Source organism: Roseibium algicola, from assembly GCF_001999245.1.
GTDB lineage: Bacteria > Pseudomonadota > Alphaproteobacteria > Rhizobiales > Stappiaceae > Roseibium > Roseibium algicola.
On sequence record NZ_CP019630.1, the window covers coordinates 4,074,950 to 4,101,672 of the forward strand.

Here is a 26,723-nt window from a genome sequence, read left to right on the forward strand (position 1 = left end):
ATTTCCTGATCGATCTTACGGCAGCGGGTGAAAGAACTCGCTGCCACTATTGCCGGAGCACTGGTTACAATGAGTTTTGACTGGAAATATCTGCTCTCGCTGGCAAGTTATAGCGAATTCTGGACCGCATCACTTACCGTTGTCTGGCTCAGCGTACTGACGTGGTGTGTGAGTGTTGCACTGGGATTTGGCGTTGCTATCGCTCGTACCGAGGGGCCGGGCTGGCTGCGGCAGCTGAGCGCGGTTTATATCTGGTTCTTCCGGAGTGTGCCGCTGCTGGTTCTGCTTATATTTATCTATAACTTGCCTCAGATGCTGCCCGAATTGCGACCGGTCCTGTCCAACCCGTTCTGGGCTGGCGCGATTGCCCTCATCGTCAGCGAAGTCGCCTATATTTCCGAGATCCACCGGGGAGGACTAATATCCATCGATCGGGGTCAGCATGAGGCTGCTCATGTTCTTGGTATTCGATCCTTCGGAAAATATTTTAAGATCATCGTTCCGCAAGCCTTCCGTGTTGCCATGCCGACGCTCAGCAACGAATTCATCACGATCGTCAAGCTGACATCGCTGGTGTCGGTTATTTCCCTTTCCGAAATTCTTCTTGTGGGCCAGCGCCTTTACACCAGGAACTTCCTCGTTATCGAAACACTAGTGGCGGTGTCGGTCTACTATGTTTTGATCGTCACAATATTCACCTGGATTGCGCGTTGGATCGAAAATCACCTCGATGTCACGCGCCGCCGCGCGACCGAAACGGAAATTGCCAAAACCCGGTTTGAGCACCCGGTGGTGACGGGGGAGCGCATCAGGAAAAGTGATATTGTTGTCGATCTCAACAGAGTGCGGAAGTCCTTTGGCGACAAGCGTGTGGTGAACGACATTTCGCTCCAAATTCGCTCCGGGGAGGTCGTATGTCTTATTGGCCCGTCAGGGTCGGGAAAGACCACGCTGCTGAGAACCATCAACGCATTGCAGGACATCGACGGCGGAACGATCTGCTTTCATGGGGAAGACTGGATCTGCGGCGACGGCAAGTATCAGCTGTCGCAGACATTTCGCGACGATGTCATACACCTCGGGATGGTGTTCCAGTCCTTCAATCTGTTCCCGCATTTGACGGTTCTGGAAAATGTGACACTTGGTCCGCGCTATCACACAATGGGCTCTGCGGACGAGTTGCGCGCATTCGCCATGCTCAATCTGGACAAGGTCGGGATGGCCGCGCATGCGCAAAAATACCCTCATCAGCTGTCCGGTGGACAAAAACAGCGTGTGGCAATTGCAAGGGCTCTTGCGATGAAGCCGCTGGTCATGCTGTTCGATGAGCCTACATCTGCGCTTGATCCAGAAATGGTGAGCGAAGTCCTACAGACGATTGAGGGTCTGGCTGCGGAAGGTATGACGATGCTAATCGTCACGCATGAAATGCGCTTCGCCGCGCGGATTTCCGACCGGATCATCATGCTCGAAAACGGCAGCCGCGTTGCCGAGGCGTCCGCCGATGACCTGAGAAACGGCATCACGGATGCACGTATCAGGCGCTTCATGGAGCAGTCCCAACACTGAATGGCTCCACATCCGTCCGGAACTCATCGGCGCGCAACGCGAGGAAGGTGGGATTGACCCCGAGCCTCTTCCTGCACCGCCGCCTCCCGCTCGGACGCGAAAGGTTGCCCGGAGAACCGGAACGACAAGTCCTTTCTTCTGATATCTTCGCTGGTTTTGCGGTGCGTTCTGCTTATTCGATTTCGGCAAAAGCCCGTATTGGAAACGCTGCGGCGCCCCGGACTTTCAAGGGAATGGCGAAGAAGCGAAATGCTTGGCCGTGAAGCTGCTCCAGCCCCGTTAGATTCTCCACGATATGGATGTTGTTTTTCAAGAACCAGGTATGAGCGGGACGTTCGAGATCCTTGGGGCAGTCGGCGTTGAGAGCATCCACACCGAACAGAGAAATCTCGGAATCGAGTAGATGTTGTAGGCCTCTGCGGTCGACGTAAGGAAAATTATAATATTCTTCAGCGCCCCAGTGTCTGTCCCAACCGAAATTGATCAGCACGGCGCGCCCGGCGAGTGTGTCTGCTCTTGGGAGATCTTCGGCGGTGAGTGGCGTGTTCGGACTACACCCGCGGGCGTCAATGACGATGCCATGCGAAATCAGGCTCGAGATTTCGAGCGAAGCTATATCCCCCATGCCCTCGTGCCGGTGTCTGGGGGCGTCGAGATACGTTCCGATCGAAGTCTGAAAATGGACTTCCGTGATTTCGAAGGAAGCGTTGCCCCCATAATTCGGCTTTGACTCTTCGTGCGTCAGGAAGGGGTGTATTCTCGCAGTGAATTCCGTTGCCTGTCCCGCCTTGTCGCACATGCGGAATCCCGGCATGCCGTTTTCGAAAGTCTGGGTGAGGTCGATGAACCGGGTCATGGACTGATCTCCTTTCGCACTATCGTGCATTTCACGCAGGCACGGCCAAGCGGACGAATTTGCCTTTCACCGCGCCCTGGACGCTGCGACAAGCCCAAATAGCTTGCTAGCGGGCTGCGAATTTCCTGACGCCGACGCACGAACGATCCGGCTGTCCGTTTCCAGCATTGCGTGGGCGAGAAATTGCAGCAATGCCGTTTTGATGTGATCAGTTATGCTGAAATTGAATATCTCACGACTTGGGGCTGAGCAGCTGCCCAGCCCATACAGCGCGTTCGACAAGATCCCGGGCGGTCTCCTCGATCGCCTGGCCGGCGAACCGCGCGAGCCGCGAGGCAGGCCGGTCAGCCGGATAGGCAAGGATGAGGCGCCGCGCGGGTGCTGGATCTATCAGGGGTGCGGCCGTCAGGAGGCCTGCTGTGACATCGGCATGAATGGGGGCGAGTGGCAGGATCGTCCAGCCATGGCCGGTGCGAACGAGATCTTTCAAAAGCGCGTATGTGTCGGCCTCGATGCCGACATCGAGTGTGATGCCGGTCTCCGCTGCACAGTTTTCAACGATGATGCGCAGCCCATGTTTCAGGCTGGGCAAAAGCAGGCGCTTGCCTTCAAGGGAGGCGAACGATACGGCCTGGAACGTTGAAAAGTCTGTTCCAGGCGGACCGATAAGGAACAGGTTTTCAAGAAGAAGAGGTCGACAGCGCAACGAGCGGGCGTTGCGGGGATCGTACATGACCGCGGTGTCGATTTCACCGCGATGCAACCAGTCGAGCAGATATCCGGTGTAGGCGCTGACTAGCCTGAGCTTCGCATCGGGATGGGCCTTGCCGAATGCGGCTGCCAGCGGCAACGAAATAATCTCGGCGACGGTCGGAGGCAGGCCGATGGCGACTTCGCCGGTTAGAGGCGCGCCGGCGGGCTTGGCAGTAGCGCGGATCTCTTCGACCTCGGCAAAGATTCGTGTTGCATGCGTCAGGACTTCAGCGCCTTGCTCGGATAGCACCATGCCGCGGCCATGCCGAAGAAAAAGGGCGAACCCGAGTTCCTCCTCCAGCATACGCACCTGCCGACTGAGAGCCGGCTGCGCAATGTGAAGCCTGTCGGCCGCCTTGCTGAGGCTACCGAGTTCGGCGACGTGTATCAGTGTGCGTAATTGAGATAACTCCATAAGGTATCTAATATCATTATACCTGATCACAAGAAAGGGACGAGGATTATATATAAAAGCCGAGTTACTGTTCCGTCACATCCAATTATCGGAGGTTCAAGTGACGGCAATCAACCTAGACGCAAACAAGCCACAAGTTGCTGCATCAGCGCGGCTTTCAGCACCGGCAAATCAGTGGCCGGATCAGGTCTATGACGCTCTGAAGGAAGCTGGCGTTGCGCATATGTCCTATGTACCCGACGCGGGGCATACCACTTTGATCCGTCGCTTTGGTGCTGATCCGGACGTGGTTACCAACGTGCTGACAACCGAAGAGGAAGGCATTGCCGTCGCTGCCGGGTCATGGCTTGGAGGACAACGCAGCGTCGTGCTGATGCAATCCTCCGGCGTAGGCAACTGCATCAACATGCTGTCTCTGCCGGTGCAGGCGCGCATTCCCTTGTTGGTGCTGGTAACGATGCGGGGCGAATGGGCCGAATTCAATCCATGGCAGGTGCCGATGGGGCAGGCAACGGAGGCCTCGCTGAAAGCGATCGGCCTGACCGTACTGCGTGCCGAGACCGGACCCGCTGTCGTCGATACTGTGTCGCAAGCCGCTTCGATGGCATTCGATTCCGATCAACAAATCGCGGTGCTGATCGGACAGCGCCTGCTCGGTAAGAAAAAATGGTGACCGCAATGACTATGCCGACAATGGACCGCCGTGAAGCGGTGAAAAAGCTGCTCGATACCCGGGAAGGCGCATTGGTGGTCACGGGCCTCGGGTCGCCGAGTTACGATGTCCATGCCGCGGGCGACTGCGCGGACAACTATTATCTTTGGGGTGCCATGGGAGGCGCCGCACTGGTGGGACTGGGTCTTGCTCAGGCGCAGCCTGACAAGCGGGTGATGATCATCACCGGAGACGGCGAACAGCTCATGGCGTTCGGCTCCCTGGCAACGATCGCCGTGGCGCGGCCCCGGAACCTCGATCTGATCATCCTCGACAATCAGCACTTCGGCGAGACCGGCATGCAATCCAGCCATACCGGACATGGCATCAGTTTCAACGAGATCGCCGCCGCCTGCGGGTTTGCAGAATCTGCCGAACTGCGTTCCCTGGAGGAAGTCGACGGATTGTGCGAAAAACTGCGCCGCACCGCCGCAGGGCCGCGTCTCTTCGTACTGAAGATCACCGCCGAAAACCTGCCGCGCTCACTGCCACCGCGTGACGCCGTCGCCATCAAGAATCGTTTCCGCGCAAATTTGGGCTTCGATAACTGTTGAGGACGGACATGCCCCTTGTACGTTTTGAAAACACGATCGGCGGCCGGTTGCGACCGGCAGCCAAGACTTTCGAAAGCTTCGATCCTTTCACTGGCAAACCGTGGGCACTGATCCCGCGATGCACCGCCACCGATGTGGACGAAGCAGTGGCGGCGGCCAGCAAAGCATTCCGTTCGAAGGACTGGGCCGGCATGAACCCGAGTGCGCGCGGTAAGCTGTTGACACGGCTTGCCGACCTCATCGCGGAGAATGCCGAGCGCTTCGCCGCGCTGGAAACGCGCGACAACGGCAAGCTCATCACTGAGATGACCGCGCAATTGCACTACATCCCCGAATGGTTCCGTTATTTCGGCGGTCTTGCCGACAAGATCGAAGGATCGGTTCTGCCTATCGATAAGGCGGGAATGTTCGCCTTCACACGCTATGAGCCTCTTGGTGTCATCGCGGCTATCATGCCGTGGAATTCTCCCTTGCTTCTCCTGACGTGGAAGCTTGCACCGCTTCTTGCGGCAGGCAATACGGTCGTCATCAAGCCGTCGGAGCACGCGTCCGCGTCGACCCTGGAGCTTGTCAAGCTGTTCGAACAGGCCGGGTTCCCGGCCGGGGTGGTCAACACCGTCACTGGATTTCCGCAAGACGCGGGCGCGCCGCTCGTCTCACATCCGGACGTTGCCAAAATCGCCTTCACTGGTGGCGAGCCGGGAGGGCTTGCCATTTATCGTGCCGCCGCCGAGGGGCTAAAGACCGTGACCCTGGAGCTCGGGGGCAAATCCGCCAATATTGTCTTCGACGATGCGGATCTGGAAAGCGCCGTTAACGGAGCGATCTCCGGCATTTTCGCCGCCAGCGGCCAGACCTGCATCGCGGGTTCGCGCCTACTGGTTCAGCGTAATATTCACGACCGGGTCGTTGAAAAAATCGCCTCGCTGGCCGCCAGCGCAAGAATGGGCGATCCGGCAAGGCCAGATACTCAGGTAGGACCGATTACGACACAGCTACAACGCGAGAAGGTTCTTTCCTATCTCGACATAGCGCGCAGCGAGGGCGCCCTATGCGTTTTGGGCGGTGGTGTTCCCGACCAGAAGGAACTTGCGCCGGGATGGTTTGTCCAACCCACAATCTTTACTGGCGTCAATAATTCCATGCGTATCGCGCGCGAGGAAGTGTTCGGGCCGATCCTGTCGGTCATCCCCTTCGATGACGAAGAAGAGGCTTTTGCAGTTGCCAATGACAGTCCTTACGGACTGGCAGCGGGCGTTTGGACAGGCGACATGGGCAGGGCGCTTCGTGGTGCGGAGGCGATGGAAGCTGGTATGGTCTGGATCAATTCATATCGCACCGTTTCTTATATGGCGCCGTTTGGCGGCTACAAGAGAAGCGGCATCGGGCGCGAAAATGGGCAGGAAGCAATCAACGCATATCTGCAAACCAAGACGGTGTGGCTGAACACGTCAGGCAAGACCGATAATCCCTTCGTGATCCGCTAGGCGGCCCTGCTGCGGGAACCTTCATTGACGCGGCTCTGATGCGATCGTCTTTCTTTTCTGCTTAGTGCCGACAAAAAGGGGGTTGAACGCTCCGTCTAGCCTTTGAAAACCAGGGCGAACCTTTCGCGCGATAAGCTCAGGGGCACTGCACCAGGATGCAGCGCGTTTTTGAAACCTTCATAACCCGGATGTCCGGTTGCATCGATGACAGCGATTTCCGGGAGACGATGGCCATCGCTGCACGAGAATTCGAAATAGAAAGATTTGCCTATTTTTCTTTACCCGGTGAACCACGCGGCGAACCTCACATCATCTCAAATTATCCGCAAGATTGGAGAAGCCGATATCGCGAGAAGGCCTATCACCAGGTCGATCCGGTAGTTTGTCATATGAGAAATGCGCACGAGCCCTTCCTTTGGCCTTCCGGAAGTGTTCGTGCCGCAGATCTCTCGCATGACTCGAAATTCTTCAGGGAGGCCTCCGAGTTCGGAATTGGCCGGGGCATGACTATTCCCATTCATGACCGGTACGGACGCTTCGCTGCGGTGACATTTGCTGCGGCGCACGACGACGAGAAATTTGCCAAAATCGCCGCCACTTATAGGCATGCGCTTCAGCTCATGGTCACGTGCTTTCATATCCAGGTGCGCAAAAGATTTTCCGGCACCGGAATTGTGGACGGTATATCTCTCACAAAACGGGAACTGGAATGTCTTCAATGGGCCGCACGAGGAAAATCCACTGGTGACACAGCGATTATCCTGGGCATCAAACGCCGGACAGTCACCTTTCATCTGGACAATGTCCGCCGCAAATTCGAGGTGAGGACAGTAGCGCAGGCAATTGCGATCCTCGCCGCATCAAGTCCGAAATCGCTTTGATCTTAAACTTCAACCTGTGATGGTTCTCAGGATGCGCGTGTCTGCAAAACCTCTCCAATAGAACGATCAAATCCTATTGGAGAAAACAATGATACAGCTCATTTCGAAACCCTGGTACCGCGAGTTCTCCGGTGAAATCCAGGAAATGCATTTGCTTCGCCACCGAGTGTTCAATGAACGGCTCAACTGGGATGTGCCGGCCAAAGGCGGTTTTGAGATAGATACCTATGACGCCGACTGTCCCGATTATCTCATTATGAAAGGCGCGACCGGACGCATCGAAGGCTGTGTGCGCTTTCTGCCGACAACAGGTCCGACGATGTTGCGCGACACGTTTTCCAATCTGCTCGATGGCCGATCAGCTCCCGAACACGACAGTATTCTCGAAAGCAGCCGTTTTGCTCTGGACCTTCCCGCGGCCGCGCCGAAAGGCCATGGCGGAATTGCGGTCGGCACCTACGAACTCTTCGCCGGCATGGTCGAATTTGCCCTCTCGCGCGGTTCCGACCGTATTGTCACCGTCACGGACACACGCATGGAAAGGATCCTGCGGATAGCCGGCTGGCCGCTGGAACGCCTCGGATCTCCGAAACCCATCGGCAACACGATGGCGCTCGCAGGTTTTGTCGACGTTTCGAAAGAGATTTTGGACAGCCTTCGCGAAAGGGGAGGGGGCTATCAGCCCGTCCTCTGGGCTCCCGTCGTTCACTTGAATCGGGAAGACTGACACGGTTTGCCCTCCGCCGAGTCCCGAAACCATGCCCTCAAGTGCATCGAGGCCCGGCTTCCCCAACTGGTATCGCCGGGAGACCTACGCCCCGTGTTCCTTCCTTCCCCGAAGCGGCTGGGCCTGGGAATTCTTGAGGAGAAACCCAAGCTTTCAGTCAGACTTCGAAAACTTTATTGGCTCGATTGAGAAATCGAGCCAACACCCAGCCACCTACAGCATGCCCGCCCAATCTCCCCTGACGAAATTGGGCCTCTTTTTTCGCGACTTCTCTGGATCCTGGCGCCGGCGTCATCTGGGATCCGGACCTCTTCGCGCGTGTTCTTCCCGTAACAGCCGAACGCGCCAGACCGGGAGCAGCACAGCTGGATATCAAAGCTCTGCCATGCAACGTGACAATCGTGCAATCCGGTTCAGACGCGCATCATGTCCTTCTTCAACAAGCAGGGCAGAGCCTGCAGATGCTCGTTGAAGCCAGGAACGTTCTTGCCCCACTTCACCTGAAGACGGAGGCGGTCTGGCCGCCGCATCTGAACAAGAGCCGTCTGGCCTTAATGGAAGCGCTGAACGTTTTTCTTCAAACCGGAGAACTTCCGGCACGCCTCTTTCCCCCGGATCCTCGCAACCGCCGCCTGACCGTCATCCTTCAGGCCCTCGATGGTGCCCTTGATGGAGCAACGCATCGCGAAATCGCGGTGGCACTATTCGGAGAGGAAAAGGTTAGCCGGGACTGGACGGATCCCGGCAATCATCTCCGCGATCATGTCCGGCGAGCAATCCGGCGTGGGCGGTACCTCATGAAAGAAGGCTATCTAAACTTCCTGCGGTAGCCGGACCTGAGAGAGGGTTCAGACGGCTTCCCGGAATAGCTCTTTGTAGCCTGATGCTAAAAGCCAGTTCGCCCGCTTCAGGTGAGCTTCAACCATCTGCCTGGCATGTGCCGGGTCGGTCGCCGGATCGATGCCGAAAACCGCTTGAGCCATCTCGTCGATGCTTGCGTGGTCAGAGGCGAATGTGAGGAGCTGCATGTAGGTTGAAAAATGGGCAGCGTCATAGGCGGTGAAATGGTCGGAAGAGGGCGATAGTCGGCTCTGTTCGGTTGGTGTTCTCGTGCTTTCCATTAGGCAGCAACCTTCCATCAGTCTCAGGTGGTTACCACCAAAATATCCCAAAATGGGATAATCCGAAACTGGGATTATTTGGTGAAACGGTCATTCCCCGGCCGGTTCACTTCATGTCCAAATCCCTGAGATCAGAGCGTCATTTTTTGTTGTTGGAACAATTGGTCCAACTTCGAAAAGCTAAGGGACTCACACAAGAGCAATTGGCCAACAAGCTTGGCAAACCTCAATCTTTCGTTGCGAAATACGAGGGAGGCGAGCGACGGCTGGATGTGGTGGAATTTCTGGACGTTGTCGATGCAATCGGTGCGGATCCACTTCACATTCTTGCAGAACTGAAAACAACTCCATAGCGCCTGCGCACCTATCGGTGCGCACCGGGCGCTCGTGAACCGAGCCCGGCAAAAGCCGGTCTCGACCATGCGCCTTCGCTCCCTGGCGCGAAAGCTCAGGTGCAAGGAATCGTCTTCGCTATCGATTTTGATCTGAATTTCTGCGTGCCGTAGTCATTCGCCACTTCGACGCCTACCGCGCTTATTCGCGGACCTGCCAATTGTGATCTCGAATTCGAGGTACGGTAGCGCGCCTATTCCGCACTTACACCGAATTGAGCGCGGTACTGCGACGGGCGTAATCCGAGTTTTTTCCGGAAATGATGCCGCAAGGCATGGGCACTGCCGAAACCAACCAAGGTGGCAATGGTTTCCATGTCGTCATTACCCCGGCTTAATATATCTTTGGCCGCTTCGAGCCTTTCATGAACCAGCCAGTCGCCCGGCGTCACGCCCGTGGCTTCGAGAAAACGCCGCTGGAAGGTGCGTGGACTCATGCGACCGGCTTCAGCCATTCGCTCGATGGTCCATACAGCAGCAATGTCTGCTCTCATTCGCTCAACTATAGGTGCGATTTCGCTGCCCTCCCGTTGCGCGACAGGACGTTCAAGAAACTGGGCCTGACCTCCAGTGCGGTGGGCGGGCACCACCAGGCGCCGGGCGACGGAATTGGCCCTTTCCGGTCCGTGGTCTTGACGGATGATCTCAATCATCAGGTCGATCCCGGCAGCACTGCCAGCTGAGGTGAATATCCGGTTTTCCAGCCTGTAAAGTGAGGTTTCGTCGACTGTGATTTCGGGATAGTGCTCGCGCAGTTTATCCGCATAGCGCCAGTGCGTGGTGGCGGAGCGGCCGTTCAGCAGACCCGTTGCAGCGAGCACGAAAGCACCGGAGCAAATGGAGACAAGTCTTGCTCCCCTGCTGTGTGCTTGTCGTAGCCGTTCGTTCAACTCTTCCGGAACCTGACAGTCCACGCCCTTCCAGCCCGGAACGACGATGATGTCCGCCTCCTCGATGAGTTCCGGATCATGGTCCGGGGTCAAGGTGAGGCCCCCATGCGCCCGCAAGGGACCACTCTCGACGGGGCAACTTGCGAAGCGATACCAATCAGATCCGAACTCTGGTCGGGCCAGACCAAAAATTTCCGCGACGAGGCCAAACTCGAACGTGCACAGTCCATCGTAAAGAAGGGCAACGACGAGTGGCCCGGTTAGTTCCGGCTGAGGGGGGCGAAGACGGGGCTCGAGTGTTTTTGTCATGATTTTTACGAATATCGTCAATCGCGCCAATTGCCAATAGGAGCTTCTGACAGCCAGAAAAGGCGGGAAAGGAGTTCCATCATGACCAACAACGTTACCTCCGTGCCAGCCGCCCCGAGCGATCTTGCACGCGAACACTTCGCCGCTGAATTCACATTTGAAGCCGATTGCTGGGACGTGCATGACGCAATGTCCGGCGAGCCGGGGTTCGTCCTGCTGGATGTCAGAAGTCCGGCGCTGTTTGAAAAGGGCCACGTGCCTGGCGCCATCAACATGCCACATGGCAAGATCATCCGTTCCAAGATGGCGAAATGGCCGCAGGAGACACTCTTCGTGACCTACTGCGCCGGACCGCATTGCAATGGGGCCGCAAGAGGAGCTCTGCGGCTGGCGGAGCTTGGCCGACCGGTCAAGATCATGGCTGGGGGGGTTACAGGATGGTTGGACGAAGGCTTTGAACTCGCAACCGGGCCTGAGTAACTTCGCTTCGAAGAAGGAGCATGTCTTGTGGCACTCGCGTCGCAAGGCATGCTGGCGAACGATCTTGAGCACTATGGCGTACCGCCAATAATGGAGTCTATTTTCTCCAGAGCCTGCGCCAGTTCACTGCGCATTTTAGTAACTTGTAGATCTATGACGGCCCGGTCTCGCCCAGCCATGATGAGAAACGCTTCCAGGACAGCATCTGAGTGATGCGCTAGTGATGCCAGATGCGGCCCGCTTGGACCGTTGTCGGCTGACAGCCAATTGGTGGCAGTCCGTTCCGATGCCCCGGTCCACCTTCTGATTGTTTTGATGGATCTATGGGTGCTGCCCAGTTCCGTTCTCAGAGCGGTAGCAATGACCGCCGCATAGGCCTCTGCGTCGTATTGCATGGTCAAGCCCTTTTGCAAAAAGTTGCCGGTTTTCGGCAACATCTTTCAGGTCTTCTACGGCTATTATCGGGTTGCGAGCATTTCTGGCGGAAGAATTCCCCGCGCGGATACTGCAGCTGCGAACGAGAACAGACTTCAGGGTCAACCCAGTGTCACAGCTCAATGATGCCCAACGAGCAGGCGACAAGAGTGCATCAGCCCCGGTTCGGGCTGTTGAATATGTGCGCATGTCGACGGAGCATCAGAAATACTCGACTGAAAACCAGTCGGACGTGATACGCCGCTACGCCACACAACGTGGGTTCACGATTGTCCGCACGTATAAGGATGCGGGGCGCAGCGGTCTGAACATTGAAGGCAGATCCGGACTTCGTCAGCTGATTGCAGACATTGAAAGCGGCACAGCGGATTTCTCGGTTGTGCTGGTCTACGACATCAGCCGCTGGGGCAGATTCCAGGATGCCGACGAAAGTGCTTTCTATGAGTATCGCTGCCGACGCGCAGGAGTGCGCGTCGAATATTGCGCCGAACAATTCGACAACGATGGCAGCATCGGCTCTGATGTCCAGAAAGTCGTGAAAAGGCGCATGGCTGCCGAATACAGCCGGGAGCTCTCGGTAAAGGTCTTTGCAGGGCAGTGCCGCCTGATCGAGATGGGCTATCGCCAGGGGGGACTGGCGGGTTTCGGTCTGCGCCGCGAATTGAGGGACGAACAAGGTCGGCCGAAGGGCATTCTTGCTGTAGGCGAGAAAAAGAGCATTCAAACAGATAGAGTTGTGCTTGTTCCCGGTCCCTCTGAAGAAATTGCCATCGTCCGCTGGATCTACCGGCGATTTGTGGAAGACCGGCAGAGCGAAGACGACATCGCAAAAGAACTCAACCAGCACGGTGTTCTGACGGATCTGGGGAGAGCTTGGACCAAAGGAACCGTCCACCAGATTCTCATCAATGAGAAATACATTGGGAACAATGTCTGGAACCACGAGTCCTTCAAGCTGAAACAGCATCGCGTCAACAACGACCCATCGATGTGGGTGCGTGCCGACAGTGCTTTTGAAGCCATTGTCGAAGCAGAAATGTTTGATGCGGCACGGGCAATCATCGAAGCGCGCTCGCGTCATTTGTCAAACGACGAAATGCTGGAATTGTTGCGCGGGGTCTACGAACAGACAGGCGTGCTTTCCGGGTTGATAATAGACGAGTCGGACAATTGCCCGTCCAGCAAGGCGTATCAGCACCGGTTTGGTGGCCTGCTTAAAGCTTACAAACTGATCGGTTATGCCCCGGAACGAGATTATCGGTACATTCAGATCAACCGGGCTCTGCGGCTCCGGCATCCCCAGGTGATAGCCGAGACAATTTCCGGAATAGAGACGGCTGGTGGCCGCGTTCATCGCGACGAACTCACTGACCTTCTTACGATCAATCGCGAGTTTACAGCGTCGCTTACGATCAACCGTTGTTTTCAAACCCCGGCTGGAGCGCTGCGCTGGAAGTTGCGGCTCGACAGGGGTCTGCTTCCGGATCTCACCATTGCAGTTCGCATGAACGAGCAAAATCTCCGAGCCAGGGACTACCTGATACTGCCGACCTTCGATATGGACGCAAAAGTCTTGCGGCTTGGGGAGAACAACGGCATCTGGCTGGATGCCTTCCGCTTTGACAACCTGGATCCTCTCTTCGAAATGGCAGAACGCATTCCGATTTCGGAGGCTGCCTGATGCCGGAAACAACACAGCTTCAGATCGAACTCATACCAATTGAGCAAATTGCGATATTGAATCCCCGAGTTCGAAACAGAAAGATTTTCCGGGAAATCGTTTCAAGTATAGAAGAAATCGGTCTCAAGCGTCCGGTCACGGTCACGAAGAGAGGTGACGGTCAATACGAATTGGTGTGTGGTCAGGGGCGCTTGGAGGCCTTTCGAGAGCTCGGGCAATCCGAAATCCCGGCAATTGTGATTGAGGCAGACACGGAAACGGTTCTCGTTAAGAGCCTGGTGGAGAACTGCGCCCGCCGTAAACATCAGGCGATCGATCTTCTCCAAGATATCAGCGGGATGAGTAAGAGGGGATACACAGACGTTGAAATTGGCCGAAAAACAGGCCTGTCAGTCGAATATGTGCGCGGCGTTGGCAAGCTATTGCGACAGGGGGAACGGCGTTTGCTGAGGTCGGTCGAAGCCGGTCACATCCCCGTCAGTGTTGCTGTCGAGATTGCCGACGCTGATGATGAAGGCATACAGGCAGCGCTTCAGCAAGCCTATGAAAAAAACATCTTGAGAGGTCGCAAGCTCTTCATCGCCAAACGGGTGATCGAAAACCGTCAACGCAAGGGAAAAGGGCTTGGTGGAGCTCGGAAAACGAGGAAAAACGTATCGTCCGATGCACTCGTCAAAGCCTATCAGGAAGATACTGACCGGAAAAAACTGCTGATCCGCAAGGCCGATGCAACCCGCGATCGGTTGATGTTCATTGCTCATGCCGTGCGTGAGCTTTTGCACGACGACGCTTTCGTAGAGGTTCTCAAAACGGAAAATCTCGATACCGTTCCCAAGAACCTTGCCGCGCGAATGGAGCGTCAGGAGCTTACGAGGTGACCAATAAATGTCGGGTCGTCCTGTGCCGTTTGCCTTCGAAAAGGAACCTGTAACGCTCTCCATACCGGAAATTACTCCACTCCGGATTGTGAGCGACCGGGTCAAGCGCTCCCCGAAATACGCTCAAATTCGCGCATCCATTTTTTACTCAGGCCTGGCCGAACCTCCAGTGGTTGCCCGTGACCCAGGCGAAGAGGGGAAGTTTCTTCTGCTGGATGGTCATATCAGGCTGGCGGTGTTGCAGGAACTCGGCGAAGAGAAAGTTACCTGTCTAATTGCAACCGATGACGAGGCCTACACCTACAATAAACGCGTCAACCGTCTCGCAATCATTCAGGAACACAAAATGATCCTGAAGGCCGTTGAAAAGGGCGTTTCGGAAGAAGTGCTCGCCAAGGTCTTAAACGTCAATATTGCCAGCATTCGGACAAAGCGCCGCCTGCTCGAAGGCATATGCCAGGAAGTCGTTGACCTTCTGAAAGACAAGCATGTTTCGATAAACGCCTTCGGGGAATTGCGAAAATTGAAACCGCTTCGGCAAATCGAGGCCGCTCAGCTGATGGTCGCAATGAACAAGTACTCCTTCACTTATGCGAAATCCCTTGTTGGCGCGACACCGTCTTCGCAGCTTGTTGACGCTGGTAAGTCTAAGAAGGTCAACGGGTTATCCGAAGAGCAGATTGCTTTGATGGAGCAGGAGTCAGCCAAACTCGATCGAGAGTTTCATTTGTTGGAGGGCACATACGGTGAGGACCACCTCGATCTTGTGATCGCCACAGGCTATGTGAGGCGCTTGATTGAGAACGCTCATGTCGTGCGCCACCTGGCACGCCACTTTCCGGAACTTCTGGCCGAGTTTCAAAAGATTGTTGAAAGCGACGAGGCAGCCAAGCCAACGGCTTTAAGAGAGGTTTGATTATTTAAAGTGGTTTGTCATAGTCACCCTACTTAGGGGTGTGTCTGTGAAACGTGTATCGACAATCGCACTGGTCGCCTTCCTTTTTTCAATGCCCACCGAAGCTCGCAGGCGCGGATGGGGCGGTGGATCTATTCAGGGCTACGACGACGAGAAGCAACTGTTTCTGGTTGTTTTTCTCGCGATTTGCCTCATGGCCGCTTTGGCTGGCTTTCGCAACCTGAGGCGTTCGTCCCGGCAGAACAAATATAAGTATTACTCGACAATCTCTTGCCCCAAGTGTGGCGCTCAAATGCGTCGTCGAACCGCGAAGCGCGGAAAATTCAAGGGGCGGGAGTTTTGGGGGTGCAGCCGATATCCGACTTGCGACGGCATCGTGGAAGGGAACGTTCACACCTTGGTGCCACCAACCAACACGTCCAACAAATCTAAGATCAAAGGTTTTGATGTTTTGCTCGGAATTGCGGTTTTCCTGTTCGTCTCCACCATTCTTTCAGTCTGGTACTTCGGAACGCCCGCCCTCACTGGACTCGTGAAAAATCAGCTCAAGTCCCCGGGAGAACCAATCGTTGGCCGGGCATCGGTAATCGATGGTGACACGATCGAAATCCACGGACAGCACATACGTTTCAATGGAATTGATGCGCCTGAAACCGATCAGACCTGCCTTCGGAAGAGTGGCGATACATACCTTTGCGGATCTGAAGCGGCGAAGTTTCTAGATGCCTTTCTCGCAAAGTCCAGTCCAACCACTTGCAACTTCGTGGATTGGGATCAGTACGATCGATATGTCGGCGACTGTTATCGCGCGGATGGAGAGAGTGTTGCAGTTGCGCTTGTAACAGCAGGTCACGCGGTCGATTGGCCACGATACAGCAATGGAGCGTACGCCAAGAACCAGGATCAAGCTTGGGCAAATCAGCGAGGTATGTGGCAGGGAATGTTCGAAAACCCTTGGGACTATCGAGCCCGGAAGCGTGTCGAAAAACAAAAACAGACACAAACAAGCCCGTCTTCGTTTAGTGGCCAAGACTCAGGGAATTGCAACATAAAGGGCAACATCAGTGTGGCGACCGGGGAAAAGATCTTCCATGTTCCCGGACAGGAATTTTACAGCCAAACACAGATTAATACGAGCAAGGGTGAACGCTGGTTCTGTTCAGAAGCGGATGCTCGCGCCGCGGGGTGGCGGAGAGCACGGCGATAGTTATCCGCACGGCTACGGATCTATAATTCATTGCCTCGCCCGATAATTGGCGATCATGGTTTTTGTCACATCGCTGCGGTAACAGAGGGGAGAAGCTCCGCCCGGTCTTGAATAAGCACTGCGCCTACCGCAGCTGCTTCCATTGCGCGCTCTATTGTAGGGGCAAGGGCAATTCCCGCTGTAGTACGCAATGGATCGCTTTATCAATATCTCGGCTATTTGCGCATCTGAAAGGCCTGGTCGAGGATTGGATGCAAGGGGAGCTGCATCTTGATTTTTCGCGGCCTTCGCCGTCCCAAGTTTAGGAGTTAAGTAAGTCGCAAAAACCCAGCCTTGATAGCGATCGTCTTTGAGCAGCGCCCAACTCCCATCCCGATCGACCACCTGAACCTTTTCGTTGTTTTTGAGCGTCCAGATGACCTTGTGAGTCTTCGAGGGACCGTCGCGCACATTGAGGCGAGTTGCGTCCACATACATGGTTTCAGGTGCAAACGTCGGTTTCGGTTGGCGAAGGAATGCATTCGTTTGGGTAGGCGAATTTGGCTTTGCGACCTTTTCTGCTATCGGGGGAGAAGGTGCAGGCGCTTTGGCAGGTGGAGCGCTTTTCTTTGCCGGCTCTTCGGGAGTTGTTTTTTGGATGGCTGCGACTTCACGTTTGCCCGACTTTTGCGGAACGGTTTCATCTGCAAACACAAAGACAAGTATTCCCGCCAAGAGACCGCCAAGGGATGATTTGAGAACAGTTTTTGCTGCCGTCCGCCGTCGCGGGAGAAACAGCAAAAGCACGCCAGCTACAATTCCCAAAAGCGATATCAGGACCGCCAGCGCCGCCAATGAAGCGATTCCACCCGACGCGCCCGCACCAAGAAAAAACGATGCGCCGGACAACATGAAAGCCCAGCGTGCGTTAGGGCGCCAGTTGCGGACACAGAGCATCACAACGCCGGCACACAAAGACACCAAAAATGTGAGCGCCAATGGACCGGCAAACAGTTCCATGAAGATCCTCCACTAACAGGCAAACAGCTTAACCTGAGAGTGTCGGAATTCAACTTTTGCGATATGTAGTGGCGTGAACAACTCGACATTCACTGCCCCTTATGGAACATCGAGGTCGGATGTTCGCTGCCAACGTGTTCAGCTTCAAAGCCAACAGCCCGCTGTCGACTTCATACCCCTTACTTTAGCAAGTGGGTAGAATGATTATCTCAGTCAAAGTCCGAACCGAAAGTTCCAGAAGGCACGTTATGCGAATCCGCGACGGGGAGCTTCGTTTCAGGTCAACCCGGATGGGGAAGGAGTGCCGCCGCGATTCTTACTTGGCGGTATTCGAACCAATGACCGCTTTGCGCCCTCGTCGCCGCCATTGAGGCCGCTCTCGCGATTTTCCGAATGCTGCCAGTCCGTTGAGTGTCGGCTTCGGTGAATCTGTCTGGTAATGTCCGGATGTAGGTCGCGGCATGATGCGGCCCTTTCTATGATCGTCTCATAATTGGGCTTGAGGCCTGAACGATGGCGAAAAGCGCCCGCCTGAGGTTCAAGACGTTTTCCATCGACAACGAGTCTGCTTTAGTAGCCGTTACGCTAACATTAGAATTGCACACTAACACCATCAATGTTAGCGTGCGTATCCATGTTAGAAAGAGACATTAGCAACCACGATGTTCAGTTTCCCGAAGCGTTGGAACGCTACCTGGGAGCGCTCCTTCATGAGCGTATCGATGTCCGCCCATTCGAAGCCACGCGCAGCTTACCGGCCTTTATCGGACGCACCTACACCCTCTACGAAACCCGGGTTCTTGGACGGCAATGCGTCATCGTTGCCAAGCTCGACGGCACAGGCACTCCAGCCGATATCGCCAAACATATCGACATAGTCCGCAACGCCACTCATGCTACGGTAGCGTTCGCCACCATGACCATCAGTGCGCACAACCGGTCACGCCTCATCGGTCAAGGTGTTCCATTTATCGTTCCCGGCAACCAGCTCTATATACCAGATCTGGCGATCGATCTGCGCGAGCACTTCCGGGCGCCGCGCCTCCGAAAGTTGGACGGCCTGTCCCCCGCCGCCCAAACCGTCCTTTTTCATCATATCCTGCACCTCGACAGGCATGTGACAACGCCATCCCTATTGGCCGAACGCTTGCATTACTCGGCAATGTCGATCGGTCGAGCGTTCGACGATCTGGTTGCCACCGGTCTCGCTGAAACCGTCAGGCACGGGAAAGAAAGGCGTATTCACTTCAAGGCAGAAGGGCGACACCTCCTGGAGGAAGCAACACCACATCTCCGCAGTCCGGTTCGTTCCATGAAATTCGTGCGTGGGAGCGCCTCCAGCGCGCACCTGAAGTTGGCCGGGGAAACGGCGCTATCCCACCTCACGGAGCTGGCTAGCCCCCGTATCGACACTTATGCCGTCGCCGCCAGCGACTGGAAAGCGATTTCGCAAGCGACGGACCTGACCGAAACCGACCGCGACGAAGCCAACTGCATCATCGAGACATGGTCCTACGATCCGGCCGCCTTGTCCGACACAAATACCGTGGACGTCCTGTCCTTGTACGCACAATTCCGGGATCATCGCGATGAGCGTGTCGCCATGGCCGCGGATCGACTTTTGGAGAACCTGCCTTGGTAGCTGGCATCAATAAATTTCAGAAGTACTTCGCTGGCCATGAGGACCACTACGCCATCATCGGCGGCGCGGCCTGTGACCTCCTGTTCGATGAAGCCGGTCTCGATTTCAGGGCCACCAAGGACATCGACATGGTGCTCTGTGTTGAGGTGGTCGATGCCGCCTTCGGCACCGCTTTCAAAGCGTTTCTGGACGCGGGTGGCTATCAGGCACGCGAACGCAGCACCGGCGAAAAGGAATTCTACCGCTTTCACAAGCCGTCGGACCAGAGCTTCCCCTTCATGATCGAGCTGTTTTCCCGTAAGCCGGGCACCCTCGATCTTCCGGAAAGTGCAGAACTCACCCCCATCCCGGTTGAGGAAGACATCGTCAGCCTGTCGGCCATTCTGCTCGACGACGGATACTATGAAGCGTTGCAGTCAGCGAAGCGGAAGATCGAGGGCGTAACCGTCATCGATGAAACACTTCTCATCCCCTTTAAAGCGCGGGCGTTCCTCGATCTATCCGCGCGCGCCGAGTCCGGAGAAAGGATCGACAGCAAAAATATCAAGAAGCACCGCAATGATGTACTTCGCCTGACCCAGCTTCTGCCCGGTGATGCATCGATCACCTTGCCCGATCAAATTCGCGAGGACATACGACGCTTCCTTGATCTGGCTGAAGCCGACGAAACGCTCGACCCCAAAGCGCTCAACGTGCCGTTTACGCGCGGTGAGGCGATTGCACTTCTCAGGTCAGCCTACAAGCTGGCCGATGCATGAGCCGGACCTTCATCTACAGCTTTACTCCGCCATCGCTGGACCCAGCCCCCGGCGCGACCATCGAGTTGGACGTATCCGAGATCGAGGATGCCGGCATTCGGGAGGTGCTTCAGACGCCGGGCGCCGCTTACGGCGCATGGTCGATCCTCGTTTCCATGAGACACCGCGCAGCTAGCCGCGAGGGCGCTCGGTTCACATTCGACCTAGATAAGCGCCGCTTGGAGATCGCCTTCGGACGAAAGAGCGCACTCGAACTCGTTGATGCTGCGCAGCAGTTCCAGCTCGGCGTCGGTCGTTCAAGCCCCATGCTGGCCGCCCCGTCGCGCAGCAGTCGAAGCGCTGACGATGAAGCATAGCGAGCGCCCATGACGCAAGACATCACCACGCAAGAGGCGATCAAACGACTGGAGCAGCATTTCGGGTCTCGCGAGGGGATGCTGACCCATAACCTCACGATGCTGTCGTCCTCAGGCCAGCCTGCCGACATCACGTTCTATAGGCGAAAGCCGTTGATTAACGTCCAGATTAGCACGAAGATCGCTGCGGCACGGCTTTATGGGCTTGAAGACCAGCTTCCGAAGATACTGAAATGCATACCGTTCTCGAATGGTGTGGTCGCCAGTCTTGCCGAGATTTGGACTGTCAATCCTATGCCCATAGGGGGATTCACCGACGAAGAACTGGCGGCGGTGGACCTCGCCGAAGGCGAGGAACGGCACGGCCCGAATGGGGAGACGCTGCGGAAAATGATCCGCAAGACCTACCAGTGCAAAAGCCGCAAAGAGACTGATTTCTATCTGCGGCGGTGGATCGCGTCTTAGTGGCACTTGCTGCGGGAGCTACCGCGCCGGGCCGCCGAGTTTAGGCGGCATCTGCCATTGTGGTGGCGGCGGGTTCTCCCGCAAATGAGCGATCAGCGCCCGCTGATTTCGAAGTTCCCACTGCCCTTTGGGGTCCAAGCCGCCTTCGTAAGGCTCCAGGCGTGCCATCTCGGTGTCAGCAGCATTGAGCGCCCCGCAATAGGCGAGGACGACGGCGTATTGGCTGCGTACGGGAATGATCCGCCCTGCGAGCTTCAGTCCCGTAATCGTCGGCATGAGGTTGCGCTCGATGACGTCGCGCGCGCCGATGTAGTCGTTGCGGCCAATGAAGTCATCGACCAGCTCCTGGCCAACGCGGACGAACGAATCCAACGACTGGGCCATCGAGTAGAACTTCATCGCGTGTATCGGAGCGAGACCTGGATTGCCTCCGCTCGCCTTGAGCGCCTTCGACTGGAGATCGAGCGCATCGGCGAGGTGTTTCAGGTCGTCGGGGTGGTTCTGGTCGCTTTTCAAGAGCGGCCAGATCTTGTCCGGGTTGTTGCCCATCACGTCGGCCAGCCTGAGGCCAAGCTCATCGTAATAGTCGACTATGAGATCGAGCGTGCCGGCGATGCATTCGTCCATCATGCCGAGTTCGAACAGCGCGTGCGCGTAATTGTATTTCGCCACGCGAAGGTGCTGAGGCGTCTGCGGGAGGACCCGGCTCAGTTCATCCATGGTCTTCTTGACCGTCGTGACGTCCTTCTCGCGCGCGGCAAATACCATGCGCTTCATTCCAACGGCCAAGCGTTCGGTCAGGCCGAGGTTGTTCTCCCGGACAAGCGCATCCATCCGGTCGAGCTTATTGCCGATATCGGCGTCGTCGCCGTCCTTGAAATGCGCGAAGACGAGACCATCCAGGGCCCAGAACCGATCCTCTGGAGCGATCGTCTCCGATGCGGAGGCTTCGACCAGGAAACCGGAAATCTCCTCCATATAGCCGAGTTCATGGAATAGTTCGTCAGTGGCCATCTGCACGAGAGGTTTCACGTTTCCAAGCGCCACGAACATCCGCAGCAGCAAGAAGACCCGCTGACGATCATGGTCCTGCGGTAGCGCGGTCATCAGCATGTCGCGAATTGCCTCTTGAGCGGCTTTCAGGGCGCCGGCGCCGCAATCGTCGAGGAAGGCGCGACCGAGCGGGCGGATTGCGTCGTGAACCTTGAAGCGATCGACACCGAAAATCTGGATCGAGCCAGTCGTACGAAGACGCCGGAAAGCGGCAGCCGCTGCGACTGGCTCAACGCCGAAGGTCCGCGTGAGAATAGAGGTGGCCTCTGTCAGTGACAGTGGGACATCGCTGAGGCTGAGCGCGGCTACCGCGCGGCGCTCGTTGTCGTTAAAGGTCTCGAAGACGTCGGCGAGGATGAGTTCCTGCACAGTTTCGACAACGTGTGTCCGCTGCTCCAGAGCTGTGCAGAGGCGATCGATGTCGCCCTTGTACGATCCCGCTGCAATTTTCAGGGCGTTCTGGACGTAGAGCGGAAGGCCGGCGGTCAGCTTCAGCAAACGATCGTAATCCGCATAGTCTCCGCGACACCCAAGTGATGCGCCCTCTGCGGCAGCGGTATCGTTCGACCATCCAAGAAGGTGCTCAGCCGCGATGCCAAGGGTTGCTTCGAGGCGGGACGTCGAAGCCGTCGGTTGCGCGAGGAACAGGAAGCGCAGCTGGGGCGATGCGCCGACAAGCGACACGAGATCGGTGGCAGGAACGCGGTGTGCATTGTCCAGCACGACGGTCGCCGTGAGACCATCCTCGGCGAGGTGACGACCGGTCGCGACGAGGATCTCCGCCCCGCTCGCGCCGGGCAGAAGAATCTCCCCCAGCTTCGCGCCGCGCGATCCGAATATGCGGGCGGCAAGCTCGCGCGCAACCGCGTTCGCCAAGGCGGGCCCGGATATGTCTGCAACGTCGTAGTACGCAAGCCGGTCGGTGGCGTGGAGGGCCGTCTGCGAGACCCAGGAGGTCTTGCCCGCGCCTGAGAAGCCGATGACCAGGCGCACTCGTTGCTCGCTGAAGAGAGGCGGCTCATTGTCCTGTGGCCGGTATCGCAGTGGCGGCGCCGGGAAGTCCTGGAGCTGGATGACAAGCTGTTCGAAAAGGGTTGGAAGAGCGTCGACGGCAAAGGTGTGGGTAGCTTCGGGCTCGATGCCAGCCGAGGCGGCCAGGATGCGCCCAGCAAGCTTCCAGACCAGCGTTTCGGGAGCGAGAATGGCGAATGGTAGTGTTTCCGCCGCGGTACGACAGGCTTGGAAGCCGTCAACGATGGAGGCCCATGGTTCTGGGAGTGAAGCGTCCATCGACGTGCACCCCGGGTACATCAGGGCGACGTCAACGGGCCAAGTCTGGCTGCTGATACGCTTCGAAAGATCCGGCCCGGGTGTCGAATTCGAGATGATGACGAATTGGCAGGCACCACTTCGGCGACCGGCGGTGTGCTCTGCCCGAATTTGGTCAAACCTAGCGAGAGCGTCAGCGATGTCGCTGAAGATGAGTTGTGATCTGCGGGTTTTGACTTGGCCGTAGATTCGCTTTTCAGTGAAAACGAGTTCGATGTCCTCGTCGTTTTCGACAATGACATGGGTGACCCCCGACTTTGCTGCCCGAAATAGACACGCTGCCGCGTAGAGGTGCTGGTAGAGGAAGCCTCGATGAACGGCCTCGATCCGGGCAAGCTGGCGGGCGTCTAGATTAAAACTCTCCATGCGACGTTTCTATCTTGCGGAATATGAACGGTGCCGCGCCGCCAACAACACGGATTTCGGCAGCGTAGTTGAGATAAACGTAGTGAATCAAGTCCGGGACAAGCGATCATCTCCCCAGGGCCGATCACAGCGTTGAGTTAGTTTTAGAGAGACTACAGATCTTGCACTGCGTTCCTCTCCAAGAGTTCGACCGCTATTAAACCAAACTGGTGGAGTTCTGGGGTCCCAGCTCACGTGAGCAGCACGCTGGGGTCAGAGCTTACATGAATAGCCGATAGGGATACACGTTTCGCGGCAGGTCCGGAACATTTGCGATCGTACGTGCCAGTCTTTGTGAGTAGCGGATGCTTACCGGGACGGGGTCATAGAGGGCGTCATTGTTCCAATCCATCTTCGTCAGTGCCAACGCCTCGTGAGCGGTCAGTTCGAGCGGGCCTCTGCCAGCATGACGGATTAATTCCAGCGGTCGCGGGATGCTCTTCTTACCTTGATAATAATCGCCCTTGGTTGAGACATCTGGCGCATTTCCGGCGACCCAGACCAGTGCGGAATTCCCAGACCTAACCACCATCGTTCCTCTCGGCACCGGATACCCTGATGGCTTGGTCGGGGGGCTACGCATACCTGACTCAATCAGCCAGACGCCGCGCCAGCAGGATGCCGAACTGACCTCTACGCACTCAATTTCAGGAACGCCCGTCAACGCATCGAACGCCCCTTCGATCTCGCCGTCCTTGAAGGCTGTGGTTTTGTGAATGACCAGCCTTTTTGGCAGATTACCGCCGTTGCGCCCTTGGTAGAGTTCCAAACTGCGGGCCAGAACGGCGCGCATGTCATCGCGGCTTAAGAACGGGTTCCTACGCGCCTCGGCAAGGTCAGTAACAGGATCCTGGGCTTCGAAGGCCACGAATTGCATGCCGCCGCCATCCATGTCGAACACTTGCGAGCAGCACGTTACATAATGCGCATCCCGTTGGTCGCCACGCAGCGCATAGGCCAGTCCGATATACGCCGTGTCGGTCGGAACGCCCTTTAGTGGCGCAAGTTTCCACGGTGTGCCGGCGGCCTTCACGTAGAGGGCTGTCGCAAGTCGCCATGCGAGCGAGGCCTTGTGTGTGAAAGTAAAAACGCGGTCGTTCAGGACCTGGGTTGGGATGTTGAATCTGGCACCAAGCGCTTTGAGCGCGTCATGGGCGTCAAAGAATTTGCTGCGCGTGGCCGGACTCCAGCTGTCGGGAAAATGTACCAGCACGACGTCGAATTCGTTTCGCACCAGTTCCAGCTGCCGGAATGCTGCCTCCATCGCGAGGAAGAGTCTGGCTTGCGGATTACCAGCTCCAGCCAATTCTTGGATATTCTCAGGCCACTTGATGTGGGCTTCGCGTGGTGCCGACACGAGATCCACGTGGAAGAGCTGCTCGAAGCCCGGATATTGTGGGACATACTCGGACCTGTCAGAAGGGCGGTGCGCACTGCGCAGCGACAGCATCAACTCACCGCGCCGTTTGAAGGCGCTTCCCGGACCTACGGTTGCGATCCTAATACTCGAGGTAAAGCCGCCGAACGACCCTTTCGAATAGGGGCCGAAATTCGCAAGCCCCCTAAGCGGATGGACATCGACTTGCGTCGCTTCCGAGGGTGAGAAGGACAAAGCCGGTTCGTCCAGCAGTGTGAACGGCGGTAGTTTTGTCAAAAGCGCAGGACTGCTCATCACGTGGTCCTATCGAAATAGACATGATGATGGCCTGGGCGGCTCCAGCCGGTGATCTGGGATACTTTAAATACAGCATCAATCCCGGTGCCCTCTTTTAGTCCGACAGCCCGCGCGGTCCCGCCGTCGGTGTCGGTTAGAAGCTGTGCCCAGGCCGCGACGATTCTGGCCCAGTTTCGATTGTAACGTTGGGCCCAACGTTCTCGGCGCCAGTCGCCGGCCGGATCCCCACCCCGGTTAATTCGAGCAGCCATCGGTTCCCCGTTGGCGATTTCCGATTTTTCGGGATCTCCTTCCTTTGTTATTTCTGGACGCGGGATATGCACAAATGTGTAAGGTTCGTAACCGCACCACCAGCGCCCGTCGATCAGGTCAAGCTTTAGGAGCAGGCCTTCCTGAAAGGGGAGCCCGAGGCCGGGAATGGTGCCGGTAAGATCGCTATTATAAGCGCTCCGAAGTTTTGATAAAAACTGCGCGTCCTGGCGTGTTTTTTCCGGATCATCACCTTCACTTGGCGAGGCAATGACTACGGAATGTCCAGAGCGTTTAAATCGCGGTATGAGCGGAAGTCGCCGCGCGAGGCCTCTGACTAAGGCGTCATAGATAAGACCCTTTGCCCAACTGTCTTTGGCCGGATCCAGTTCGATCTCACCATTGGGTGTCGCACCGAACGGTGCAAGCGCATCGACTATCTCCCGATCCCTGCCAAACACGGCGAGCTCTCGTCCAAGCACCGCAACCGTCGCCTTGACCCCTTTCTCCTTCAATAGCTCCCGCACAACGGAAGAGGTTGTGCTTTGCGCGAGTTTTATCCGCCGGGCAGCACTTGGAATTCCTTCGATATGAAGACAGGAATAGCGCAGGATAGGGAACGCGCGAGCCTCGGCAGTAGGCAGCTGGACCGGCACTAAGCGTGGTGCAGGGCGCCCGGCCATCACCTGATCATAGAGCGGTTGGGGCAGGTCGCTCGTTTTGGAGATGTCGGCGCTCAGCTCGTCGAATGTCGCACATTCAACGACAGCCACGTCAACGCCGGCGAGCTGGGCCCGTTTCAGGAATTCGGATACAGAGGGCAGCAAGCGGGAGGCCGACGAGGTAAGCCAGTAAAGTCCATTCGGGAAAGGCGAAGGTTCATCGAGAACAGCGGTCAACGCTTCCATGATCGAGGCGTCGCGACCGCTATAGCCAACAAAGACCATTCCGAAACGCTTGCCGGCTTCCACCAAGACATGGCGCATTCGGATGTCCTGCTCCTCCAGCTCCGATCCCGTATTCTTGATCGAGATCGACTGATAATCGCCGTGAAGCTTGGCGATCATCGGCCAGTCCGATTCATTGAGGCAGCGCATTGCCCGATCGGCGGAGTCGATCGCTGCCACTGTCGGACGTTTCTGATCGACGACAGGCAGGATTGCGTTTGCGGAAAGTGCTGCCTCTTCAATCAGCGGATCGAAGTTCGTCGTGAAAACGCAATCTACCTTGCCGGCCGCCATCAAGCTTCCCAGCACCTTGTGCCCGAAACAGGGCGTACCCTTAGAGATCGCGTCGGCTATATATTGCCGTCGATGCCGGGGCTGCGGGTATACCGCTTCGAAGGCCGCAGCATATTCCGTGGGATCACCTTCAGGAGGCAGGAGTGACGTTTGTCGGAAGAAACTGTCAATCCTGTCGATCCAGATAGGATCGGCCGTATCGATCTCCCGCTTCGACAGGTTGGTCTCGCGGCAAAAGATCTGTGCCTTGAAATCCCGGATCATAGCATAGCCGGTTGGAATGCCAGA

Annotated in this window: 27 protein-coding genes; 18 read left to right on the forward strand and 9 right to left on the reverse strand. The window is 56.6% G+C overall.

All coding sequences use genetic code 11. The features are described 5' to 3' along the window. Positions 1-27 precede the first annotated feature (27 nt). Complete coding sequence (locus tag B0E33_RS18770; protein WP_206051377.1) at positions 28-1,569, forward strand: amino acid ABC transporter permease/ATP-binding protein; 1,542 nt, start codon at positions 28-30, stop codon at positions 1,567-1,569. A 172-nt stretch (positions 1,570-1,741) separates the two neighbouring features. Here B0E33_RS18770 and B0E33_RS18775 read toward each other — a convergent pair whose 3' ends face one another. After that, on the reverse strand, positions 1,742-2,425 hold the full coding sequence (locus tag B0E33_RS18775; protein ID WP_077293445.1) for a cyclase family protein: 684 nt from the start codon (positions 2,423-2,425) through the stop codon (positions 1,742-1,744). A 232-nt stretch (positions 2,426-2,657) separates the two neighbouring features. Then, entirely contained in the window at positions 2,658-3,593 is a 936-nt protein-coding gene (locus tag B0E33_RS18780; RefSeq protein ID WP_077292052.1) for a LysR family transcriptional regulator, read from the reverse strand. A 109-nt stretch (positions 3,594-3,702) separates the two neighbouring features. Here B0E33_RS18780 and B0E33_RS18785 point away from each other — a divergent pair, with 109 nt between their 5' ends. The 7 genes from B0E33_RS18785 (at position 3,703) to B0E33_RS18810 (ending at position 8,784) form a co-directional block, all read left to right on the forward strand. Next, complete coding sequence (locus tag B0E33_RS18785; protein WP_228148135.1) at positions 3,703-4,266, forward strand: thiamine pyrophosphate-binding protein; 564 nt, start codon at positions 3,703-3,705, stop codon at positions 4,264-4,266. Positions 4,267-4,271: 5 nt separating this feature from the next. After that, the gene (locus B0E33_RS18790; protein WP_077293447.1) at positions 4,272-4,859 is read left to right on the forward strand and encodes a thiamine pyrophosphate-dependent enzyme; all 588 of its coding nucleotides are present in this window, start codon (positions 4,272-4,274) and stop codon (positions 4,857-4,859) included. 8 nt (positions 4,860-4,867) lie between these two features. Further along, positions 4,868-6,346, forward strand: a complete 1,479-nt coding sequence (locus tag B0E33_RS18795) for an aldehyde dehydrogenase (RefSeq protein WP_077292054.1) — start codon at positions 4,868-4,870, stop codon at positions 6,344-6,346. Between the two features lie 155 nt (positions 6,347-6,501). Beyond that, the gene (locus tag B0E33_RS18800) at positions 6,502-7,227 is read left to right on the forward strand and encodes a LuxR family transcriptional regulator (RefSeq protein WP_077292055.1); all 726 of its coding nucleotides are present in this window, start codon (positions 6,502-6,504) and stop codon (positions 7,225-7,227) included. 88 nt (positions 7,228-7,315) lie between these two features. Further along, the gene (locus tag B0E33_RS18805) at positions 7,316-7,954 is read left to right on the forward strand and encodes an acyl-homoserine-lactone synthase (protein ID WP_077292056.1); all 639 of its coding nucleotides are present in this window, start codon (positions 7,316-7,318) and stop codon (positions 7,952-7,954) included. Between the two features lie 31 nt (positions 7,955-7,985). Further along, on the forward strand, positions 7,986-8,426 hold the full coding sequence (locus B0E33_RS31640) for a transcriptional regulator domain-containing protein (RefSeq protein WP_369126923.1): 441 nt from the start codon (positions 7,986-7,988) through the stop codon (positions 8,424-8,426). Further along, positions 8,416-8,784, forward strand: a complete 369-nt coding sequence (locus B0E33_RS18810; protein ID WP_077292057.1) for a DUF2285 domain-containing protein — start codon at positions 8,416-8,418, stop codon at positions 8,782-8,784. The genes B0E33_RS31640 and B0E33_RS18810 overlap by 11 nt, the downstream gene beginning before the upstream one ends. Before the next feature lie 18 nt (positions 8,785-8,802). Here the strand turns inward: B0E33_RS18810 and B0E33_RS18815 are convergent, their stop codons facing one another. Further along, positions 8,803-9,075, reverse strand: a complete 273-nt coding sequence (locus B0E33_RS18815) for a DNA -binding domain-containing protein (protein WP_077292058.1) — start codon at positions 9,073-9,075, stop codon at positions 8,803-8,805. 113 nt (positions 9,076-9,188) lie between these two features. Between B0E33_RS18815 and B0E33_RS18820 the strand changes: the two genes are divergently transcribed. Further along, positions 9,189-9,428 (forward strand): helix-turn-helix domain-containing protein, encoded by a 240-nt coding sequence (locus B0E33_RS18820; RefSeq protein ID WP_077292059.1) that lies wholly within the window; start codon positions 9,189-9,191, stop codon positions 9,426-9,428. Between the two features lie 233 nt (positions 9,429-9,661). Here B0E33_RS18820 and ftrA read toward each other — a convergent pair whose 3' ends face one another. Next, the gene (gene ftrA / locus B0E33_RS18825; RefSeq protein WP_077292060.1) at positions 9,662-10,687 is read right to left on the reverse strand and encodes a transcriptional regulator FtrA; all 1,026 of its coding nucleotides are present in this window, start codon (positions 10,685-10,687) and stop codon (positions 9,662-9,664) included. A gap of 60 nt (positions 10,688-10,747) precedes the next feature. Here ftrA and B0E33_RS18830 point away from each other — a divergent pair, with 60 nt between their 5' ends. Further along, positions 10,748-11,146 (forward strand): rhodanese-like domain-containing protein, encoded by a 399-nt coding sequence (locus B0E33_RS18830; RefSeq protein WP_077292061.1) that lies wholly within the window; start codon positions 10,748-10,750, stop codon positions 11,144-11,146. A 71-nt stretch (positions 11,147-11,217) separates the two neighbouring features. Here B0E33_RS18830 and B0E33_RS18835 read toward each other — a convergent pair whose 3' ends face one another. Next, positions 11,218-11,583 carry an XRE family transcriptional regulator gene (locus tag B0E33_RS18835; RefSeq protein ID WP_206051378.1) on the reverse strand — a complete coding sequence of 122 codons (366 nt, stop codon included), beginning with the start codon at positions 11,581-11,583 and terminating at the stop codon, positions 11,218-11,220. 107 nt (positions 11,584-11,690) lie between these two features. Here B0E33_RS18835 and B0E33_RS18840 point away from each other — a divergent pair, with 107 nt between their 5' ends. The 4 genes from B0E33_RS18840 to B0E33_RS18855 are packed head-to-tail and all read left to right on the forward strand — an operon-like array spanning position 11,691 to position 16,263. Next, on the forward strand, positions 11,691-13,262 hold the full coding sequence (locus tag B0E33_RS18840; RefSeq protein ID WP_228148026.1) for a recombinase family protein: 1,572 nt from the start codon (positions 11,691-11,693) through the stop codon (positions 13,260-13,262). Further along, positions 13,262-14,140 (forward strand): ParB/RepB/Spo0J family partition protein, encoded by an 879-nt coding sequence (locus B0E33_RS18845; RefSeq protein ID WP_077292063.1) that lies wholly within the window; start codon positions 13,262-13,264, stop codon positions 14,138-14,140. Before B0E33_RS18840 ends, B0E33_RS18845 begins: the two co-directional genes overlap by 1 nt. A gap of 7 nt (positions 14,141-14,147) precedes the next feature. After that, positions 14,148-15,056, forward strand: coding sequence for a plasmid partitioning protein RepB C-terminal domain-containing protein (locus B0E33_RS18850; protein ID WP_077292064.1), 909 nt, complete (start codon positions 14,148-14,150; stop codon positions 15,054-15,056). A gap of 46 nt (positions 15,057-15,102) precedes the next feature. Continuing rightward, on the forward strand, positions 15,103-16,263 hold the full coding sequence (locus B0E33_RS18855; RefSeq protein ID WP_156912436.1) for a thermonuclease family protein: 1,161 nt from the start codon (positions 15,103-15,105) through the stop codon (positions 16,261-16,263). A gap of 27 nt (positions 16,264-16,290) precedes the next feature. Here B0E33_RS18855 and B0E33_RS18860 read toward each other — a convergent pair whose 3' ends face one another. Next, complete coding sequence (locus B0E33_RS18860) at positions 16,291-17,262, reverse strand: SH3 domain-containing protein (RefSeq protein WP_077292066.1); 972 nt, start codon at positions 17,260-17,262, stop codon at positions 16,291-16,293. A gap of 634 nt (positions 17,263-17,896) precedes the next feature. On the opposite strand from B0E33_RS18860, the gene B0E33_RS18865 reads away from it, so the two are divergent. The 4 genes from B0E33_RS18865 to B0E33_RS18880 are packed head-to-tail and all read left to right on the forward strand — an operon-like array spanning position 17,897 to position 20,483. Then, the gene (locus B0E33_RS18865) at positions 17,897-18,904 is read left to right on the forward strand and encodes a MarR family transcriptional regulator (protein WP_156912437.1); all 1,008 of its coding nucleotides are present in this window, start codon (positions 17,897-17,899) and stop codon (positions 18,902-18,904) included. Further along, a complete protein-coding gene (locus B0E33_RS18870; RefSeq protein WP_077292068.1) occupies positions 18,898-19,662 on the forward strand; it encodes a hypothetical protein in 765 nt (254 codons plus the stop codon). Before B0E33_RS18865 ends, B0E33_RS18870 begins: the two co-directional genes overlap by 7 nt. Beyond that, complete coding sequence (locus B0E33_RS31210; protein ID WP_206051379.1) at positions 19,659-20,018, forward strand: hypothetical protein; 360 nt, start codon at positions 19,659-19,661, stop codon at positions 20,016-20,018. Before B0E33_RS18870 ends, B0E33_RS31210 begins: the two co-directional genes overlap by 4 nt. A gap of 9 nt (positions 20,019-20,027) precedes the next feature. Continuing rightward, the gene (locus tag B0E33_RS18880) at positions 20,028-20,483 is read left to right on the forward strand and encodes a hypothetical protein (RefSeq protein ID WP_077292069.1); all 456 of its coding nucleotides are present in this window, start codon (positions 20,028-20,030) and stop codon (positions 20,481-20,483) included. Between the two features lie 18 nt (positions 20,484-20,501). Here the strand turns inward: B0E33_RS18880 and B0E33_RS31405 are convergent, their stop codons facing one another. The 3 genes from B0E33_RS31405 to B0E33_RS18895 form a co-directional block, all read right to left on the reverse strand. Then, positions 20,502-23,231: a hypothetical protein gene (locus B0E33_RS31405; RefSeq protein ID WP_206051380.1), complete on the reverse strand. Its 2,730-nt coding sequence runs from the start codon at positions 23,229-23,231 to the stop codon at positions 20,502-20,504. A 259-nt stretch (positions 23,232-23,490) separates the two neighbouring features. Next, positions 23,491-24,942, reverse strand: coding sequence for an argonaute/piwi family protein (locus B0E33_RS18890; RefSeq protein ID WP_077292070.1), 1,452 nt, complete (start codon positions 24,940-24,942; stop codon positions 23,491-23,493). Further along, positions 24,942-26,699: an SIR2 family protein gene (locus B0E33_RS18895; RefSeq protein WP_077293451.1), complete on the reverse strand. Its 1,758-nt coding sequence runs from the start codon at positions 26,697-26,699 to the stop codon at positions 24,942-24,944. The genes B0E33_RS18890 and B0E33_RS18895 overlap by 1 nt, the downstream gene beginning before the upstream one ends. Positions 26,700-26,723 lie beyond the last annotated feature (24 nt).